Below are 16,908 nucleotides of genomic sequence, written 5' to 3'. Positions count from 1 at the left end.
GGGCTTTCCCTTCCGCACAACGTAAAACTCTCTCTCCCGCTTGCGGGGGAGGGCTGGGGAGGGGGAAAGCGTCAGCGCCGTCCCCGCTCCGGTGTCCCTCACTGCTGCAGATAAGGACAGCCGCCGGCCGCCAGCGGGCGGATGATCTCGTCGGCCTTCAGCCGGGTGGTGAGGGTGTAATAGTCCCACGGTCCCTTGGACTGGGCCGGGGTCTTCACGGTGGCGAGGAACATGTCGTTCATGAGCCGCCCGTCCGCCCGCACCCGCGCGCCCTCGGCGAAGAAGTCGTCCACGGGCAGTTCGCGGATCTTGGCCGCCACCGCCTTGCCCTCGTCCGTGCCCGCCGCCTTCACCGCCCGTAGATAAGCGAGGGTGGAGGAATACATGCCCGCCTGCACCTGGGAGGGCATGCGCCCGCCATTGCGCTCCGCGAAGCGCTTGGCGAAGGCGCGGGAGCCGTCCGTGCGGTCCCAATAGAAGGTGGTGACGAATTTCAGCCCCTGGGCGGCCTGGAGCCCCAGCGCGTGGATGGTCTGGAGATAGATGACCGTGCCCACCAGCGACTGACCGCTTTGGGCGAGGCCGAACTCGGTGGCCTGCTTGATGGCGTTGGCGGTGTCGTCGCCGGTATTGAGCAGCGCAATATTCTTCGCGCCCGACGCCTGGGCCTGGAGCAGGAAGGAGGAGAAGTCGGACGTGCCCACGGGGTGCTTCACCGCCCCCAGCACCTTGCCGCCGGCGGCATCGATGACCGGCGTCAATTGCGCCTCCATGGCCTTGGCGAAGGCGGTGTCGGAGGCGATGTAGAACCAGGTGCCGCTGGGCCCGCCCGTGAGCGCGAGGCCGAGGCCACGGGCGAAGGAATAGGTGTCGTAGACCCACAGGAAGCCGGTGGGTGAGCAATCGGCGCCATAGAGCCGGTCGGTGCCGCCGCCCACATGCATCACCACCTTGCCCTTCTCGCGCCCGATGCCCTGCACGGCGAGCGCGATGGTGGAGGAGGTGAGGTCGGAAATGACATCCACGCCCTTCACGTCGAACCATTCGCGGGCGGTGTTCACGGCCACGTCCGGCAGGTTGCGATGGTCGGCGACGATCACTTCCACCGGCTTGCCCAGCACGGTGCCGCCGAAATCCTCAACCGCCATGCGCGCGGCGATCACGGAGCCGGGGCCGGAATAGCCGGAGAGCGGGCCGGCCTGGTCGTTGAGCACGCCGATGCGCACCACATCGTCCGAGACCTGCGCTGCGGCGGGCGTGGCGAGGAGAGCGGCACCGAGCGCCAGGGCGCCGGCCTTCAAGCGGAAGCTGTTTGTCCTTGGCATGGTTTCCCCCTTATGGGCGCGTCCCGTCTTGCGCGGGCGCGTGTCTTCGGTCCCGGCGGCGGTGGTGCCGCCGGGTCGAACCGTTGTCTTCAGTGAGCCCGTCTCAGGCGACGAACAGGTCGCGCTCCAGCGGGGTGCCGGGCACCACCGCATAGGGCTCGAAATCGGTGATGCCCTCCTGCTCCAGCACGGCCTGGTCGATGAAGAAATTGCCGGTGCAGGCGCGGGCGTCGCGGGTGAGGATGGCGTAGGCGGCATCCGCCATGATGTCGGTCTTGCGGCATCCCGCCTGGGGCACGCCCATGGCCTTGGTGGCGGCGGTCTCGATCATGGTGGAGGGCCAGAGCGCGTTCACGCCGATGCCGTCCGCCGCGAACTCGCGGGCCATGCCCAGCACGCACATGCTCATGCCATACTTCGACATGGTGTAGGCGCAGTGGTCCGCGAACCAGTCCGGCTCCAGGGTGAGCGGCGGGGAGAGGACGAGCACATGCGGGTTCGCCGCCTGCTTCAAATGCGGGTGGCAGGCCTGGGTGGTGGCGAAGGTGCCGCGCACATTCACCTGGTGCATGAGGTCGAAGCGCTTCATGGGCGTGTCGGGCGTGCGGGCCAGGAACAGGGCCGAGGCATTGTTGATGAGGATGTCGATGCCCCCGAATGCCTCGGCGGCCTTGGCCACGGCGGCGGCGATCTCGGTCTCTTCCCGCACGTCCACCTCAAGCGCCAAAGCGCGACCGCCCGCCTCCTCGATCTCGCGGGCCACCGAATGGATGGTGCCCACCAGCTTGGGATGGGGATCGGAGGTCTTGGAGGCGATGGCCACATTGGCCCCGTCGGCGGCGGCCTTCAGCGCGATGGCGCGGCCGATGCCCCGCGAGGCGCCGGTGATGAACAGCGTCTTTCCCGTCAGCGATGCCATCAGATGTTTTCCTGGTTTTGGGCGCGGAACTGGTCGCGCAGAACGAATTTCTGGATCTTCCCCGACGCGGTCTGGGGAAACTGGTCCACGATCCGCCACAGGCGGGGCACCTTGAACGGGGCGAGATGGGCGCGGCAGAAGGCGGCAAGCGCGGCCTCGTCCAGCGTCGCGCCGGGGCGGGCCTGCACGAAGGCGGCCACCTGCTCGCCCCACTCCGTGTCCGGCACCCCCAAGACGGCGGCGCTCGCCACGGACGGATGGGTGAAGAGCACGTCCTCGATCTCGCGGGGATAGATGTTCTCCCCGCCCCGGATGATCATGTCCTTGAGGCGCCCCTCGATGCGGCAATAGCCGTGGGAATCCATGCTGCCGAGGTCGCCGGTATGCAGCCAGCCCTCCGCATCCAGCGCCTGGGCGGTGGCGCCGGGATTGTCGAAATAGCCCGCCATCACGCCCGGCGCGCGGGCGCAGATTTCCCCGGTCTGGCCGAGGCCCAGCGTCTCGCCGGAGGCGGGGTCCACCACCTTCAGCTCGGTCTGGGGAAGCGGCGGCCCAACCGTCTCGATCCAGTTGGGATGGGGATCGTCCGGCACGGTGTGGGTGAGATAGGGCGAGGCTTCCGTCTGGCCGAAACCGATGGCCACCTTCACGCCGAACCGGTCGCGGGCGCGCCGCACCAGTTCGGGCGGCACCGGCGCGCCGCCCAGCGAGGAGAGGCGCCAGGCGGAGAGGTCGCGGGTCTGCGCATCCGGATGATCCAGCATGCGGATGAGCATGGTGGGCACGGAGAGCATGAGCGTGCCCCGCTCCGCCTCGAACAAAGCCAGCATCAAAGCCGGGTCGAAGGCGGGCGGCAGCACATGCACGCCCCCGGTCTGGAGCGCGCCGAGGGTCACGAGCCCGCAGCCGGCGGTGTGGAACATGGGCATGGGGTTCACCCACACATCCTCCGGCCTCGCATGAAGCGAGCGGGCGAAGAAGCGGCCATTATTGGCAAGACCGCGATGGGTGAGCTGGGCGCCCTTGGGAAAGCCGGTGGTGCCGGACGTGTACTGGATCTGCGCGATATCCGTGGGCGCGACGGCGGGCAAGGCGTGGGGCGTATCCCCGCCCGCGAGGAAGGCGTCCCAGCCGTCGAGCGCGATCACCTCGCGCAGCCCGGGCAGCTCCGCGCGGGCCTCTTCCACCACGGCCACGAGATCGCGGCTGCGATAGAGGTTCTGCACGATGACGCCGGCCGCCCGGGACTGGCCGAGCACATAGGCCACTTCCTTGGCGAGGAAGGCGGGATTGACGGTGACGAGGGTGAGGCCCGCCAGAGCGGCGCCGAATTCCGCCATCACCCATTCCGGGCTGTTGGCGGCGAAGATGGCCACATGCTCGCCGGGCGCGAAGCGGGCGGAAAGCGCGCGGGCGGTGCGCTCGGCGTCCGCCAGCAGCCCGTCATAGGTCCAGCGCCGTCCGCCGCCCTCGATGCCATCAACCAGGGCCGTGCGGGCACCGAACGCGGTGGCGGCCCGGCGCAGCGCGTCGCCGATGCTGGTCTCGAGAACGGGCTCGGACGTGTCGGCGATCCAATGGGCGCGCGTCAATTCCGGCGTGCGTTTCGCGCCGATCATGCCATACCTCCTCCCAGCGTCGGCCTGAAACGGCCGATCTCCTTGGAACGGTTTTTATCGTACGGTATGAATCGGACTATGTCAAAACTGCCGACCTCCCTCAAGGCGGACCCGCCTCTGCGCCTTAGTCCCGTCTCCTATCTGGTGATGGGGCTGCTGGGCCTGCGCGGGCCCTCGACGCCCTATCAGCTCAAGCGGGCGGCGGGCCGGTCCGTGAACTATTTCTGGCCCTTCCCCCATTCCCAGCTCTATGGCGAGCCGGAGCGCCTGACGGCGGCCGGGTTGCTGGAGGAGGAGCGGGAGGAAGGCGGGCGCCACCGCAAGGTCTATAGCCTCACGCAAGCCGGACGCGCGGCCTTGGATGGCTGGCTGGTGAGCCCGCCGGGCGAGGTGTTCGAGATGCGGGACATGGCGGTCCTGCAGCTCTTCTTCTCGGAATTCATGACCCGCGACGGGCTGGTCACGCTGGCGCAGGACCAGGTGCGGCTCTATCGCGAGCGCATCGCCGTGCTGGAGGCCATCGCCATCCATTACAGCGCGCGCCAGGGCCGCCGCCGCATGGCGCCGCTGGATCTCGGCCTGCGCATGGCCCGCACCTGCCTCGATTTCTGGCAGGAAGTGGCTGACGACCCGCCCGAGGCGTGAGCCTCTTCCGGCCTCGGCTTCCCGCCCGAACGCGGCGCGTGCCGCGTTCGGAAGGCCGGCGGGCGGAAGCCGGACACATCCGGCACCGGGGCAGGCGGAGATGCGACGGGCGCGTCAGTCGGCGGGCTGCGTGTAGCTGAAGATGCAGGTCACCTGCGTCGCCGGGTTTTGGATGCGGATGTTCTGGCCCCCGTCATAGCTGGCGTTCAGCGCCTGCCCGTCCGGGAAGGGCCAGATGCCCACGCGGGCATAGTTCAGCTTGTGATAGGCCACCCGCGCTACACCCACCGCCACGACCACGGCCTGCCCACCCTGGGCATTGCTCACGATTCCGTTGTCCAGAGTAAAGGCCATGGGGTCTGCTTGCTGGTTTGTAATGGTCCAAGGCATTTGAAGCTCCCGTGTGAGCCTGCGTCTGTGTAGGCGCCTAAAGAAATCGAGTGATATTCGATTGATCTTCATGTGGTGGGGCCCACCGCAGGTTCCCGGACGGTAATCAATGCAATTATTGGTTGTCAATTATTGACGACAATCGCAAAAGGTGTAGTGTCCATCCGGCTCGCCTGAGGCGTGCCTGTCCTGCCGCTCCGTGCCGGCGCCGCGTCTTTCTGTCTGGAAATGCGCGGCGGCGGCGGCCTCCTGGCTCCGTTTGCGTTCACGCCAAGACTCCTGTCCCAGCGCCGCCCGGCGGCCGCCCGCATGCGCTTGTCCAGGCGCGTGAAGGCCCCGCTGCGCAGCATCATCCCCGCGCCGACAGTGCGGGGCGGGCGGGGTCATGTCTTGAAGGGAAGGGGCCTGCGCAGGCCGGGCAGGTTGCAGGGACCAGTCCGGCGATCCTCGCCGGAAGACACTCCGTCATTCCCATCTGGAGAGAAGCAAATGACCAAGTATACGCTGCGCTTCATCAACAACAGCTCGGCCACCCGGTCTTTCCTGTGCTACCAGCAGGATCCGAACCTGGGTGTTCCCGAAGTGGTGTCGCTGGCCTGGTTCGCGAAGCAGGCCCGTCCCGGCACCGTCATCGATTTCGCCTGGACCATCGACTATTCCTTCGTCTGGTCGCAGACCGGCGTGCTCACGCCCGGCGTCACCTTCATCGCCAGCCAGGTGGTTCCGGCCGATCCGGCGGGCGTGAACAAGATCCAGTTCGACTATGTGGATGGCGCCTACGGCTTCGAGCAGCCCTCCACGGGCGGCACGCCGGGCTCCCTCATCATCAATACAGCGGGCGGTTTCCCGGCCAATCAGGCGGCCATCGGCATCGGCATGTCGGGCTCGGGCACCTTCGCGGTCCAGGCCTATCCCAATGACAATGCCATCTTCACGCCCCACCCCCAATATTGGGTGGCTTTCGGCAATTACCTGCCCGGCCAGGTGCTGGACATCACCAATATCAGCAACCCCGCCAACGTGGCCTTCCCGGCCAATGTCTATGCCATGGTGGCGACGCTGAATTCGGACTTCACCTGGACCATCCAGCCCCTCGGCCAGGCCAATGCGGAACTGGTGCGCCGCCCGCAGCGCCTCGCGGAATACGCTTATCTCGCCGCCGATTGACGGCCTTCGCGCGGGGCGTCGGCCCGGCTTCTGCGCAACGCGGGTCGCCCCGCGTTGCGGTCCTTCAAGGGGTGAGGGGCCGTCAGATCAGCCGCCACGCGGCGGCGGCCTCGGCGGGCGTGAGCTTGGTTCCGCGCGAGGCATTGAACAGTTCGATGACCACCTCCACGTCCCGCGCATGGGGGCGTCCGTCCGCGAGGAATTCGCTCTTCGGCCCGAACAAGTCGGCACCGATTCCGGCGCGCAGTTCCGCGGGGCCGTCGGGCAGGAGCGCGGCCAGATAGGCATCAATTGCGGGAGCACCTTGCGGCGTGCGCGTGAAGGCCAGCGTTCCCGTCAGGCAGTCGGCCATGGCGCGGGCGGCAGCGGGGTTGGCGTCCAGCCAGGGCGTGCGGGCGCACAGCACGATGGCCTGATAGCCGCCCAGCGCATCGATGACGCTGCCCAGCGAACGGAAGCCCTTCGCTTGCGCCATGCGCGTGAAGGGCGCGCCGAGAAGAGTGGCGTCGAAGGCGCCGTCCAGCAGCTTGGCGTAGCGCAGATTGGTGGCGCCCGCATACACCACCTCATAGTCCCGCCCGCGCAGAAGATCGTGCCGCCGCAATATCTCGAACAGGGCGCTGGCATAGCCGGTGTCCGTATCCACGGCGACGCGCTTGCCCTTCAGGTCCGCGATGGTGGTGATGCCGGATGTCGCCATCAATTGGAGGAAGCCGCGATGGACCGCCGAGAAGGCGACCAGATCGCGCGCGCCGGGATGGTCCATGCGGCGGCAGTCGAACAAATCGTCCAGTGACATGCCCACCACGGGAATGGGACCGCCCAAAGCGAGGGAATGGGCCTCGTCGGCATCCTTCACGAAATGGCGGGGCGGAACGGGCGGCGCGGAGGGATCGGCCACGCGGCGCAGATCGGCCACGGCGAACAGGCTCTCGGTGGCGTCCCGGAACAGGGCGATCTCGGGAAGGGGCGGGGCTGTGGTGCCTTGCCCGAATGCGTGCGAAGCCACCGCCGTCCCCGCCAATCCCGCCATGACACTCCGCCTCGTCAGCATCTGCCCACCCGCTCATATGATGCTCGGCAGCTTATACCAACGGCTCCGCTTGATAAGCGGGGCACGGGGCGTCCGTGCGATCCGGATGCCCGGACCCGGCCCTTGGGCAGGGACGGGGGCGGGGCGGGTCACTTCTTCGGCGCGGGCTCGTCGGGCAGTGCGCGCAGCGGAAGGAAGGCGCCGCCGATGGACGGAATATTCCCGCAGAAGGGCGGGCCGCCGGCGCTGTCGCTTGCCTTGGGCGGCAGAAGCTCCGCCGTGAGCGCGGTGCCGGACCGTGCCAGGCGCACGCTCCAGCCGTCATTTTCCTTCAGGTCGGCGGGCGCCCCGCCGACGAGGAGGGTGTCGCCGTCCACGATGGCTGCGACTTCGAGGGTGCAGGTGGGGTGGCCCTGGGTGAGGGCGACAGTATTGATATCGGCGGCCGCGCCCCCCTTGGACAGGGTGATCTCGCCCATCACGCTGCCCCAGGTGCCGTCCCAGCCCTTGGTCGCGGAGGGGTCGATGCGCTCCAGCCACGCCGCGCGCTCGGCGAGGTCGGACTTCAGGTCATAGTCCGGCGTGCCGAAGAAGCGGTCGCGCACGTCGAGGAAGATGCGCTGGTCCGCCTTCAGGGCCCGCTGCCCCGCCGGGTCGAGGCGCGCCATGGCCTTGGCATAGGCGGCGGCGAGTCGCTGATCGAGCGCGGACAATGCGGGGCTGGCGCAGATGCCCTTTTCCACCTTCGTGCGCGCCTTGGCGCAATCGAAGGACGGGGCGGCTGCGGCGGGCAAGGAGAGGGTGAGCAGCACGGCGCCCGCGAGAGACGCGAGCACCGCATGTCTCGACCGAATGCGCTCCGATCGACCGCCTTGCACCCGGTCAGCCGCCGGCGATGGGAAGGGCGATGCTCTTGGCGCCCATGGCGGCCCGCAGCGGCACCTGGGGCTGGTGGCCCGCCACGCGGGGCAGATCGAGGCGCGCCCACACGTCGCTGAGCGATTCGGCCAGATGCGCGATCATCTTGTCCGTGTGGAACGGGGTGGGGGTGATGCGCAGCCGCTCCGTGCCGCGCGGCACGGTGGGGTAGTTGATGGGCTGGATATAGATGCCGTGCTCGGCCAGCAGCACGTCGCTCGCCGCCTTGCAGGCCTTCGCGTCGCCCACCATCACGGGAATGATGTGGGTGGGCGTCTCCATCTGCGGCAGGCCGGCGGCGGCGAGCGCCGCCTTGGCCTTGGCCACCTGGGTGCGCTGGCCCTGGCGCTCGGCCTGGGAGGTCTTGAGGTGGCGGATGGAGGCGGTGGCCGCCGCGGCGACCGCCGGCGGCAGGGCCGTGGTGAAGATGAAGCCGGGCGCATAGGAGCGCACCGCGTCCATCACCACGCGCTTGCCGGTGAGATAGCCGCCGACAACGCCGAACGCCTTGCCCAGCGTGCCCTCGATCACGTCGATTCGGTCCATGACGCCGTCGCGCTCGGCGACACCCGCGCCGCGCGGGCCGTACATGCCCACGGCATGCACTTCGTCCAGATAGGTCATGGCGCCGTAGCGTTCGGCGAGGTCGCAGATCTCGGCCATGGGGGCGATGTCGCCGTCCATGGAATAGACGCTCTCGAACACCACCACCTTGGGCCGGTTGCCGGCCGCCTGCAGCAGCTCTTCCAGGTGGGCGAGGTCGTTATGGCGGAAGATGGCCTTCTGCCGGCCGCCCTGGCGCACGCCCTCGATCATGGAATTGTGGTTCAGCTCGTCGGAGATGACCACGCAGTCGGGAATCAGCTTGACGATGGTGGCGATGCCGGTGGCGTTGGAGACATAGCCGGAGGTGAAGACCAGCCCCCGCTCCTTGCCGTGCAGGTCGGCGAGTTCCTGCTCAAGCTGCACGATCTCGTGGCTGTTGCCGGAAATGTTGCGGGTGCCGCCGGCACCGGCGCCGCGCAGGGCGGCGGTCTCGCGCATGGCCTCGATCACCACCGGGTGGCGGCCCATGCCGAGATAATCGTTGGAGCACCACACCACGATTTCGCGGGGTCCGCCGGCCGAATGCCACATGGCGCGGGGGAAGCGGTTCGCGTCACGCTCGATCTCGGCGAAGGTGCGATAGCGCCGCTCGCGGCGCAGGGCATCGACGGCATCGGCGAAGAAAGAATCGTAGTTCATGTATCGTCCCGGGGCGCGGGGTGGGCCGAACCCGCGACTTTCAGGAAAGCTTTCGCGAATTCTTCCAATCTTTAAGTGCGCACATTGCCTCCTGCCTTGATGCCGATCAAGCCTTAAAGGCCCTGCGCGGCGATGAAGCGCGGCTGTTCCCCGTGGGGGCCGCCATCACGAGCGCGTTAGCTCGCGCGCGAGCGCGCGTTCAGTGGTTCTTCGGGTGCCTTCGAGAAACAGTGCCCGGCAAATGATCAGCCGTCCTGCGATCATGGCGCCAATGTGGAGCAAAATTCATCAAAATGCCGCTTGCGGAGGCGGGCGAAATTTCATACATCGCGGTTGCCCAAATTCGCACGTGCCTGTGGTTGCGTGTCGATCGGTGGAACTCCGGACAAGAGGCCGGAAAGCTGCCAGGACGATCGATAGCCGGAGGGAACCGGCACACCCCGCTCCTCACGCGGGGGACGTGACTTGAAGCAACGACGTAAGGGCTTTTTTGGTCTCAGTCGGCCCTCCAAAGGTCGGCGTTACTGAAGAGGCACTACTTCTTGCCGGCCGTGCGGAGCGGGATCACTCCTTCTCCAAGCGCGCGCGTCCTCACTTCATGCTTCGCATCGGCTTGTCGCCGATTCGCGGCAGGGGATGCATTCGGCGCGAAGATGCGGCCGGTTTGAGACCGGCGAAGCGGGCACGGCCCGTCGGGATGTTGGCGCCTCCACACCGCCTTCCTCCCGCGAGCGCGTGTCCCGGACAGGCCCAGAAGGCATGTCCGTCCTGTCGTCGCGCGGAACCCCGCGCTTCACGAGGCTTCAGGTCACGGGGAGGTTTCCATGACCGATCGCATCCGCGAGTTTCTCAAGACCCGACGTGAGGATGGTCCCTGCGTCGTCGTCGATCTGGACGTGGTCCGCGCCAACTATGCCGCGTTTTCGCGCGCGCTGCCGGACACCCGCGTCTTCTATGCCGTGAAGGCGAATCCCGACGCCGCCGTCCTGAAGGCGCTGGCGGACATGGGCTCGTGCTTCGACACCGCCTCGGTTGTGGAGATCGAGCTTGCCCTCGCGGCGGGCGCGAGCGCCGAGCGCATCTCTTTCGGCAACACCATCAAGAAGGAGCGCGACATCGAGCGCGCCTACAAGATGGGCGTGCGCCTGTTCGCCGTGGATTGCTACGAGGAGGTCGAGAAGATCGCCCGCGTCGCCCCGCGCGCCAAGGTGTTCTGCCGCATCCTGTGCGACGGCGCGGGCGCCGAATGGCCGCTCTCGCGCAAGTTCGGCTGCGAGCCCGAAATGGCCGTGGACGTGCTGGAGCACGCGCACCGGCTCGGCCTCCAGGCCTATGGCGTGTCCTTCCATGTGGGATCGCAGCAGAAGAACGTGAATGCCTGGGACCAGGCGCTCTCGTCCGCCGCCGGCATCTTCGCCGAGTGCGCGGAGCGCGGCATCTCGCTGTCCATGGTCAATCTCGGCGGCGGCTTCCCCACCAAGTATCTCCAGGACGTGCCGTCCGCGAAGGCCTATGGCGAAGCCATCTTCGACGCCCTGCGCAAGCATTTCGGCAATGCCATTCCCGAGACCATCATGGAGCCCGGGCGCGGCATGGTCGGCAATGCCGGCATGATCGAGACCGAAGTGGTGCTCATCTCCCGCAAGGCGGAAGGCGAGGCGGTGCGCTGGGTCTATCTGGACATCGGCAAGTTCGGCGGTCTCGCCGAGACCATGGACGAGGCGATCCGCTACCCGCTGCGCACCCCGCGCGACGGTGACGACACCGCCCCCTGCGTGCTGGCCGGTCCCACCTGCGATTCGGCGGACGTGCTCTACGAGAAGACCCCGGTGGACCTGCCGGTGTCCCTCTCCATTGGCGACAAGATCCTCATCGAGGCTTGCGGCGCCTACACCACGACCTATTCGGCCGTGGCCTTCAACGGCTTCCCGCCGCTGAAGTCCTACGTGATCTGATCGAGATCACGGCTTCCGTTCCGACCCTGCCGCGCGCGGCGTTTGCGCAGCCCTGCCATGTGGCAGAGGCACGCATGCGCCTCGCAAGGGACATGATGGCCGGGCCTATGCCCGGCCGGGTCGGCGTCTTTCGGCCTTCGGTTATGGCACAGGAGGTGCCCGTGACTGAGATTGTCGCTGAGAAATGGGAAGAGGCTGCCGCGCGTGAGTCCCTGCTGGACCTGTGCATGCCGGAGCGTCACCTGAAGTCGTCCGAGCGCATCCGCGAGGGGCGCCTGCCCGCGGACGGACTTTCGCTCGCCGCCCATGGCCCGGACGGTCGCCTCGTCGGCACCGTGCGCCTGTGGCATGTCACCGCCGGCCCCGGCAAGCCCGCCCTTCTTCTGGGCCCGCTCGCCGTGCATCCCTGGTTCCGCGCCTGCGGCCTGGGTGCGCGCCTCATGGAGGCTGCCATCGGCACCGCCCGCGCGCGGGGCCATGACACCATCCTGCTGGTGGGCGACGCGCCTTATTATGCGCGCTTCGGCTTCTCCGCGCAGAAGACCGGCGCGCTGTGGATGCCCGGCACCTATGAGCGCCACCGCCTGCTCGGCCTGGAGCTGAAGGCCGGTGCGCTGGACGGCGCGCGCGGCCTCATCAGCCCCACGGGCGCCCAGGTGGCCGTTCCGTCCCTCGCCGACCTCATCGCCGCCGCCAGCGCGGCGTGAGGCCAACGCCCTCCCGTGGGGGGCCTCGGCAAAGCCCGCGCGGCGCTTGAGCGAAACCCGCTCGGGGCCGGTCGAAGACCGGTCCCGTTGATCCAGAACGTGACGCGGCCGGGCCTCCCCGTCCGCCGTCCGTGAACCGCCGGTGGTCCCCCGCCCACCGGCGGCTTCTTCCGTTTTTCAGTCCGGCAGGCGACCCGTAGCGGCAAGCGTCTCCGGGTCCGCGCGGCCGAGCGCCGCGAAGCGCGGGGCCACATGGCCGGAAAGATGGTCGAGAAAGGCCCGCACCCGCGCGGGCAGGGGACCGCCCTGGCCCATATAGACCGCGTGCAGCGGATCGAGATCGCCGGGATTGAACGCCTCCAGTACCGGCACGAGGCGGCCTTCCGCGATGTCCCGCGCCACCTGGAACACGCCGAGCCGGGCAAGGCCGAGCCCTTCCACCACCAGCCGCCGCAGGCTTTCCCCGTCGCTCACCGTGGCGTTGCCCAGGGGCATGTGGCGGGTGATGCCGCCTTCGGTGCGCAGCGGCCAGCCGTCATTCTCCCGCGCATAGCAGAAGGAGAGGCGGTTATGCCCCTCCAGCGCGCCGGGTGTCTCGGGACGGCCCATGCGGGCGAGGTAATCGGGCGCGGCGACGATGGCCATGCGCGTCTCGCCCAGCTTGCGGGCCACCAGCCGCGAGCTTTTCAGCGGGCCCGAGCGCACCGCGATGTCGGTGCGGTCCTCCAGCAGGTCCACCACCTTGTCGGTCAGCACCGCCTCCACGCTCACGCGCGGATGGGCGGCGAGGAAGGGCGGCAGGGCGGGCAGCAGGAAGCCCACGCCGAACGGCACATGGGTGGTGACCTTCAAATGCCCGGCCGCCAGCTCGCTGGCCGAGGCGGCGCGCTCGGCCGCCTCCAGTTCCGCGAGAATGCCCACGCCCCGCTCATAGAAGGCGCGACCTTCCGGCGTCAGTTCCAGGCGGCGTGTGGAGCGCTGCACCAGCCGCGCGCCGAGCCGCGCCTCCAGCCGGGAGACCAGCTTGCTCACCGCCGAGGGGCTCATGCGCAGCGTGCGGGCGGCAGCCGAGAAGCCGCCGCGCTCCACCACGCGCACGAACACTTCCAGCTCGCCGGAGCGGTTCACGTCCATGCGGGCCATGATGAATTCATCTCACAGATGATGTGCATTCCGAGAGACTAGTTCAAAAGCACCGGCATCGTCATGTTGCAATGCGAAAGGGGGCGCGGCCGTGTGGCCGGTCGCCCCACCGTCAGTCCCGGAATCCATTCCATGCCTATCGCGCTATACGCCCTCACCGCCGGGGCCTTCGGCATCGGCGTCACCGAATTCGTCATCATGGGCCTCCTGCTGGAGGTGAGCGCCGACCTTCACGTCTCCATCTCCGCCGCGGGCCTGCTCATTTCCGGCTATGCGCTGGGGGTGGTGGTGGGCGCACCGCTGCTCACCATCCTCACCGGCCGCTGGCCCCGCAAGGCGGTGCTGGTGGGGCTCATGGTGGTGTTCACCCTGGGCAATCTCGCCTGCGCGCTGGCGCCCGACTACACCTTCCTCATGGCCGCGCGGGTGCTCACCGCCTTCGCCCATGCCACCTTCTTCGGCGTCGGCTCGGTGGTGGCCACCGGGCTTGTGGCGCCCGAGCGCAAGGCGAGCGCCATCGCCATCATGTTCACGGGCCTGACGGTCGCCAACATCCTGGGCGTGCCGCTGGGCACCTGGCTCGGCCAGGCCTTCGGCTGGCGCGCCACCTTCTGGGCGGTGACAATTATCGGCATCCTCGCCGTGGCGGTCATCGCGCTGCTCGTGCCCAAGGATACCGGCGCGCAGGAGGAGAAGAGCAGCCTGAAGGCGGACCTTGCCGTGATGGCGCGCCCCGCTCTGCTGTTGGGACTTCTCACCACAGTGCTGAGCTGGGTGGGCGTGTTCGCGGGCTTCACCTATGTGGCGCCCATCCTCACCCAGATCACCGGCTTCTCGGAGGCGGCGGTCTCGCCCATCCTGCTGGTGTTCGGCGGCGGCCTCGTGGTGGGCAACCTGCTGGGCGGGCGGCTCGCCGACCGGCGTCTGGTGCCCACCGTGTTCGGCACGCTCATCGTGCTTTCGCTGGTGCTCGCGCTGATGACCTTCGCCATCCACGGGAAGATCGCGGCGGTGGTGGCCATGGGCCTGTTCGGCGCGGCCGCCTTCGCCACCGTGGCGCCGCTCCAGATGTGGGTGCTGGAGAAGGCGGAGGGCGCGGGGCAGAGCCTCGCCTCCTCCTTCAATATCGCGGCCTTCAACCTGGGCAACGCCATCGGCGCGTGGCTGGGCGGGGCGGTGATCGACCACGGGCCGGGTCTCGGCGCCATTCCCTGGGTGGCGGCCATTGTGCCGTTGGCGGCGGCGGGGGTCGCCTATGGCGCGGTGCGGCTGGGCGACAAGCAGCGCGCGGCGGCGGTCCCTGCCCAGTAGGTCCGCCCCGGTTTTCCCTCCCCGCGTGTGCCGGTCATTCCTGCGCACGCTGGGAATGACGTTCCTCCCTTGCGGAAGATCGGAGGTACAGGAAGATTGTCACCTCACTGTCACGCTGCGTCATTACGCGGTGGGACGCTGGCGGTTCCATGCCGCGGGGGGACACTCTTCATGCAGCCGATCCTGCGGGTCGAAAACGTTCATAAGTCGTTCGACACCACTCAGATTCTCAAGGGCGTCAGCTTCCAGATCGAGGAAGGGGACCTTGTCTCCATCATCGGTCCCTCCGGTTGCGGCAAGTCCACGCTCCTGCGCTGCCTGAACGGGCTGGAGACCATCGATTCCGGGGCCATCGAGGCGTGCGGCGTGCGCATGGAGCGCAAGGTCGGGGCGCCGGAGATTCCCGGCGAGGTCTCCCACCGCCTGCGCCGCAACGTGGGCATGGTGTTCCAGCAATACCAGCTCTTCCCCCACAAGACGCTCATCCAGAATGTGATGATGGCGCCCATGGTGGTGAAGGGCGTGAAGGAGGCCGAGGCACTCGCCAATGCCGAGCGCCTGCTGCGCAAGGTGGGCCTCTACGAGCAGCGCGACCGCTTCCCCATCAATCTGTCCGGCGGCCAGCAGCAGCGCGGCGCCATCGCCCGCGCGCTCGCCATGGCGCCGCGCATCATGCTCTATGACGAGCCCACCTCCGCGCTCGATCCCGGCCTCGTGGACGAGGTGCTGGATGTGATGAAGGAGCTGGACAATGAGGGCATGACGCAGATCTGCGTCACCCACGAGATGCGCTTCGCGCGCGACGCCTCCGACTACATCATCTTCATGGAGAAGGGCGACATCGTCGAAATCTCCGACGAGGACGAGATGTTCACCAATCCCAAGGATCCGCGCACGCGCCAGTTTCTGCGCCGCTTCGTCTGATCCTTTTCCTCTCCTCTTCGGGGACCGCCATGCGCCTCGTCTTCGCAGCCCTTCTCACGCTCTGCTCGCTCACCTCGGCCATCGCCCAGACCCAGGCTCCGGCCGCCGCCCCCACCTTCGGCGGGCCCACCATCCGCTATGGCGGCGATGCCACGTCGGGCGCGCCCTATACCTTCAAGGATCCGGCGGACCCGAACATCGTCGTCGGGTTCGAGTCGGACATCATGACCCAGATCGGCAAGGAACTCGGCCGCGCGGTCGAGTTCGTGCAGAATGACTGGAGCAACCTCATCCCCGGCCTCAATGCGGGCCTCTACGATGCGGTGATCAACGGCCTTGAGATCACGCCCGAGCATCAGGCGGCGGCGGATTTCACCATTCCCTATTACGTCACCTACGGCCAGATCGTGATCCGCAAGGGCGATCCGGAGGTGGCTGGGCTGGAACAGCTGCGCGGCAAGAGCGTGGGCACGCTGAAATCCAGCCAGATGGAGCGGGTGCTGCGCAATTTTGGCGGCATCGACGTGCGCTCCTATGAGGAAGAGATCGACGCCTATTCCGATCTCAAGCTGAAGCGCATCGACGCCACCGTGATGGATTTCCCCATCGCGGTCTATTACGCCCAGCCCGACGATGCCCTCCAGTTCACCGGCACGCCGGTGGGCCGCATCGAATACGGCATCGCGGTGAAGAAGGGTGGCAATCCCAAGCTGCTCGCGGAGCTGAACAGCGGCATTTCGCAGATGATTCAGGACGGCGAGATGCGCAAGATCCTGGACAAATGGGCCATCTGGACGCCCATGATGGCCCAGGTGACCGGCGATACCCGCCCCATGCAGGTGCAGCCCACCGCCTATACCAATTTCGTGGAAGAGACCCAGCCGCGCGGCTGGAAGGCGCAGATCGAGCGCTATATCCGCTTCCTGCCGCAGCTCTTCTGGGCGGCGGTCATGACCATGGAAATCTCCATCCTGGCCATGATCCTCGCCGTGGCGCTGGGCGCGACCCTGGCGCTCTGCCGCGTCTATGGCGGCACGGTGCTGGACCGCTTCGCCCAGGTCTATATCGAGGTGGTGCGCGGCACCCCGCTGCTCATCCAGGTGCTGTTCATCTATTACGGCCTGCCCAAGATCGGCATCCAGCTGGACCCGTTCGTGGCGGGCGTGCTGGCGCTGGGGCTGAATTACGCGGCCTATGAGGCGGAGAATTACCGGGCGGGCCTGCTGGCCATTCCGCGCCACCAGATGGAAACCGCCATCGCCCTCAACATGACCGAGCGGCAGGCGCTGCGGAACGTCATCATTCCCCAGGCGGCGCGCATCGTCCTGCCGCCCACCACCAATGACTTCATCTCGCTGATCAAGGATTCCTCGCTGGTCTCCGTGATCTCGCTGGTGGAGCTGACCAAGACCTACGAACAGATCTCCACCACCTATTACGACTATTTCGGCACCGGCCTTCTGGTGGCGGCGGTCTATCTGCTGCTGGGCCTGCCCTTCGTGCGCCTCGCCCGCTGGGCCGAGAAGCATGTGAGCCGCGGCACGGTGCGCACCACCGGCCGGAAGTGACGGCGGGCGCCGCTTCGCCCGCGTGACCCAAAAGGCCCT

General features: G+C 67.8%; 15 protein-coding genes. 7 read left to right on the top strand and 8 right to left on the bottom strand.

Annotated features, from left to right (window positions below):
• Positions 1-98: 98 nt before the first annotated feature.
• The 3 genes from EJJ38_RS18245 to EJJ38_RS18235 form a co-directional block, all read right to left on the bottom strand.
• Positions 99-1,301 (bottom strand): ABC transporter substrate-binding protein, encoded by a 1,203-nt coding sequence (locus EJJ38_RS18245; RefSeq protein WP_420836897.1) that lies wholly within the window; start codon positions 1,299-1,301, stop codon positions 99-101.
• Positions 1,302-1,428: 127 nt separating this feature from the next.
• Positions 1,429-2,244 carry an SDR family oxidoreductase gene (locus tag EJJ38_RS18240; RefSeq protein WP_127091872.1) on the bottom strand — a complete coding sequence of 272 codons (816 nt, stop codon included), beginning with the start codon at positions 2,242-2,244 and terminating at the stop codon, positions 1,429-1,431.
• Positions 2,244-3,863 (bottom strand): AMP-binding protein, encoded by a 1,620-nt coding sequence (locus EJJ38_RS18235; protein WP_127091871.1) that lies wholly within the window; start codon positions 3,861-3,863, stop codon positions 2,244-2,246. The genes EJJ38_RS18240 and EJJ38_RS18235 overlap by 1 nt, the downstream gene beginning before the upstream one ends.
• 78 nt (positions 3,864-3,941) lie before the next feature.
• On the opposite strand from EJJ38_RS18235, the gene EJJ38_RS18230 reads away from it, so the two are divergent.
• Complete coding sequence (locus EJJ38_RS18230; protein WP_245454320.1) at positions 3,942-4,508, top strand: PadR family transcriptional regulator; 567 nt, start codon at positions 3,942-3,944, stop codon at positions 4,506-4,508.
• 114 nt (positions 4,509-4,622) lie between these two features.
• Here the strand turns inward: EJJ38_RS18230 and EJJ38_RS18225 are convergent, their stop codons facing one another.
• Positions 4,623-4,862 (bottom strand): hypothetical protein, encoded by a 240-nt coding sequence (locus EJJ38_RS18225; protein ID WP_127091869.1) that lies wholly within the window; start codon positions 4,860-4,862, stop codon positions 4,623-4,625.
• Between the two features lie 525 nt (positions 4,863-5,387).
• Here EJJ38_RS18225 and EJJ38_RS18220 point away from each other — a divergent pair.
• Positions 5,388-6,065, top strand: a complete 678-nt coding sequence (locus tag EJJ38_RS18220) for a protein rhiA (RefSeq protein ID WP_127091868.1) — start codon at positions 5,388-5,390, stop codon at positions 6,063-6,065.
• Positions 6,066-6,147: 82 nt separating this feature from the next.
• Here EJJ38_RS18220 and EJJ38_RS18215 read toward each other — a convergent pair whose 3' ends face one another.
• The 3 genes from EJJ38_RS18215 to hemA form a co-directional block, all read right to left on the bottom strand.
• The gene (locus tag EJJ38_RS18215) at positions 6,148-7,074 is read right to left on the bottom strand and encodes an ABC transporter substrate-binding protein (protein ID WP_164738570.1); all 927 of its coding nucleotides are present in this window, start codon (positions 7,072-7,074) and stop codon (positions 6,148-6,150) included.
• Between the two features lie 173 nt (positions 7,075-7,247).
• Positions 7,248-7,934: a lysozyme inhibitor LprI family protein gene (locus tag EJJ38_RS18210; RefSeq protein ID WP_164738569.1), complete on the bottom strand. Its 687-nt coding sequence runs from the start codon at positions 7,932-7,934 to the stop codon at positions 7,248-7,250.
• Between the two features lie 46 nt (positions 7,935-7,980).
• Positions 7,981-9,261 carry a 5-aminolevulinate synthase gene (gene hemA, locus EJJ38_RS18205; protein ID WP_127091865.1) on the bottom strand — a complete coding sequence of 427 codons (1,281 nt, stop codon included), beginning with the start codon at positions 9,259-9,261 and terminating at the stop codon, positions 7,981-7,983.
• Positions 9,262-10,085: 824 nt separating this feature from the next.
• Here hemA and EJJ38_RS18200 point away from each other — a divergent pair.
• Positions 10,086-11,216 carry a type III PLP-dependent enzyme gene (locus EJJ38_RS18200; RefSeq protein WP_127091864.1) on the top strand — a complete coding sequence of 377 codons (1,131 nt, stop codon included), beginning with the start codon at positions 10,086-10,088 and terminating at the stop codon, positions 11,214-11,216.
• 143 nt (positions 11,217-11,359) lie between these two features.
• Entirely contained in the window at positions 11,360-11,923 is a 564-nt protein-coding gene (locus EJJ38_RS18195; RefSeq protein WP_127091863.1) for a GNAT family N-acetyltransferase, read from the top strand.
• Positions 11,924-12,100: 177 nt separating this feature from the next.
• Here EJJ38_RS18195 and EJJ38_RS18190 read toward each other — a convergent pair whose 3' ends face one another.
• Positions 12,101-13,066: a LysR family transcriptional regulator gene (locus EJJ38_RS18190; protein WP_127091862.1), complete on the bottom strand. Its 966-nt coding sequence runs from the start codon at positions 13,064-13,066 to the stop codon at positions 12,101-12,103.
• Positions 13,067-13,198: 132 nt separating this feature from the next.
• Here EJJ38_RS18190 and EJJ38_RS18185 point away from each other — a divergent pair, with 132 nt between their 5' ends.
• From EJJ38_RS18185 to EJJ38_RS18175, 3 genes are all read left to right on the top strand, one after another.
• On the top strand, positions 13,199-14,377 hold the full coding sequence (locus EJJ38_RS18185) for an MFS transporter (protein ID WP_127091861.1): 1,179 nt from the start codon (positions 13,199-13,201) through the stop codon (positions 14,375-14,377).
• Between the two features lie 171 nt (positions 14,378-14,548).
• Positions 14,549-15,301, top strand: coding sequence for an amino acid ABC transporter ATP-binding protein (locus EJJ38_RS18180; RefSeq protein WP_127091860.1), 753 nt, complete (start codon positions 14,549-14,551; stop codon positions 15,299-15,301).
• A gap of 29 nt (positions 15,302-15,330) precedes the next feature.
• Positions 15,331-16,869, top strand: a complete 1,539-nt coding sequence (locus EJJ38_RS18175) for an ABC transporter substrate-binding protein/permease (protein ID WP_127091859.1) — start codon at positions 15,331-15,333, stop codon at positions 16,867-16,869.
• The last annotated feature ends 39 nt before the right edge of the window (positions 16,870-16,908 follow it).

Origin of the sequence: Aquabacter cavernae, assembly GCF_003993795.1 — a bacterium.
GTDB classification, from domain to species: Bacteria; Pseudomonadota; Alphaproteobacteria; order Rhizobiales; family Xanthobacteraceae; genus Aquabacter; species Aquabacter cavernae.
Note: the sequence above shows the minus strand (reverse complement) of the source record. Positions and strands in the feature narration are given on the sequence as shown.

What these genes read in the sequence shown, in the direction of transcription:
- EJJ38_RS18240 (WP_127091872.1), bottom strand. Translation starts at nt 2,244, where the DNA reads ATGGCATCGCTGACGGGAAAGACGCTGTTCATCACCGGCGCCTCGCGG.
- EJJ38_RS18235 (WP_127091871.1), bottom strand. Translation starts at nt 3,863, where the DNA reads ATGATCGGCGCGAAACGCACGCCGGAATTGACGCGCGCCCATTGGATC.
- EJJ38_RS18230 (WP_245454320.1), top strand. Translation starts at nt 3,942, where the DNA reads ATGTCAAAACTGCCGACCTCCCTCAAGGCGGACCCGCCTCTGCGCCTT.
- EJJ38_RS18225 (WP_127091869.1), bottom strand. Translation starts at nt 4,862, where the DNA reads ATGGCCTTTACTCTGGACAACGGAATCGTGAGCAATGCCCAGGGTGGG.
- EJJ38_RS18220 (WP_127091868.1), top strand. Translation starts at nt 5,388, where the DNA reads ATGACCAAGTATACGCTGCGCTTCATCAACAACAGCTCGGCCACCCGG.
- hemA (WP_127091865.1), bottom strand. Translation starts at nt 9,261, where the DNA reads ATGAACTACGATTCTTTCTTCGCCGATGCCGTCGATGCCCTGCGCCGC.
- EJJ38_RS18200 (WP_127091864.1), top strand. Translation starts at nt 10,086, where the DNA reads ATGACCGATCGCATCCGCGAGTTTCTCAAGACCCGACGTGAGGATGGT.
- EJJ38_RS18195 (WP_127091863.1), top strand. Translation starts at nt 11,360, where the DNA reads ATGGCACAGGAGGTGCCCGTGACTGAGATTGTCGCTGAGAAATGGGAA.
- EJJ38_RS18190 (WP_127091862.1), bottom strand. Translation starts at nt 13,066, where the DNA reads ATGGCCCGCATGGACGTGAACCGCTCCGGCGAGCTGGAAGTGTTCGTG.
- EJJ38_RS18185 (WP_127091861.1), top strand. Translation starts at nt 13,199, where the DNA reads ATGCCTATCGCGCTATACGCCCTCACCGCCGGGGCCTTCGGCATCGGC.
- EJJ38_RS18180 (WP_127091860.1), top strand. Translation starts at nt 14,549, where the DNA reads ATGCAGCCGATCCTGCGGGTCGAAAACGTTCATAAGTCGTTCGACACC.
- EJJ38_RS18175 (WP_127091859.1), top strand. Translation starts at nt 15,331, where the DNA reads ATGCGCCTCGTCTTCGCAGCCCTTCTCACGCTCTGCTCGCTCACCTCG.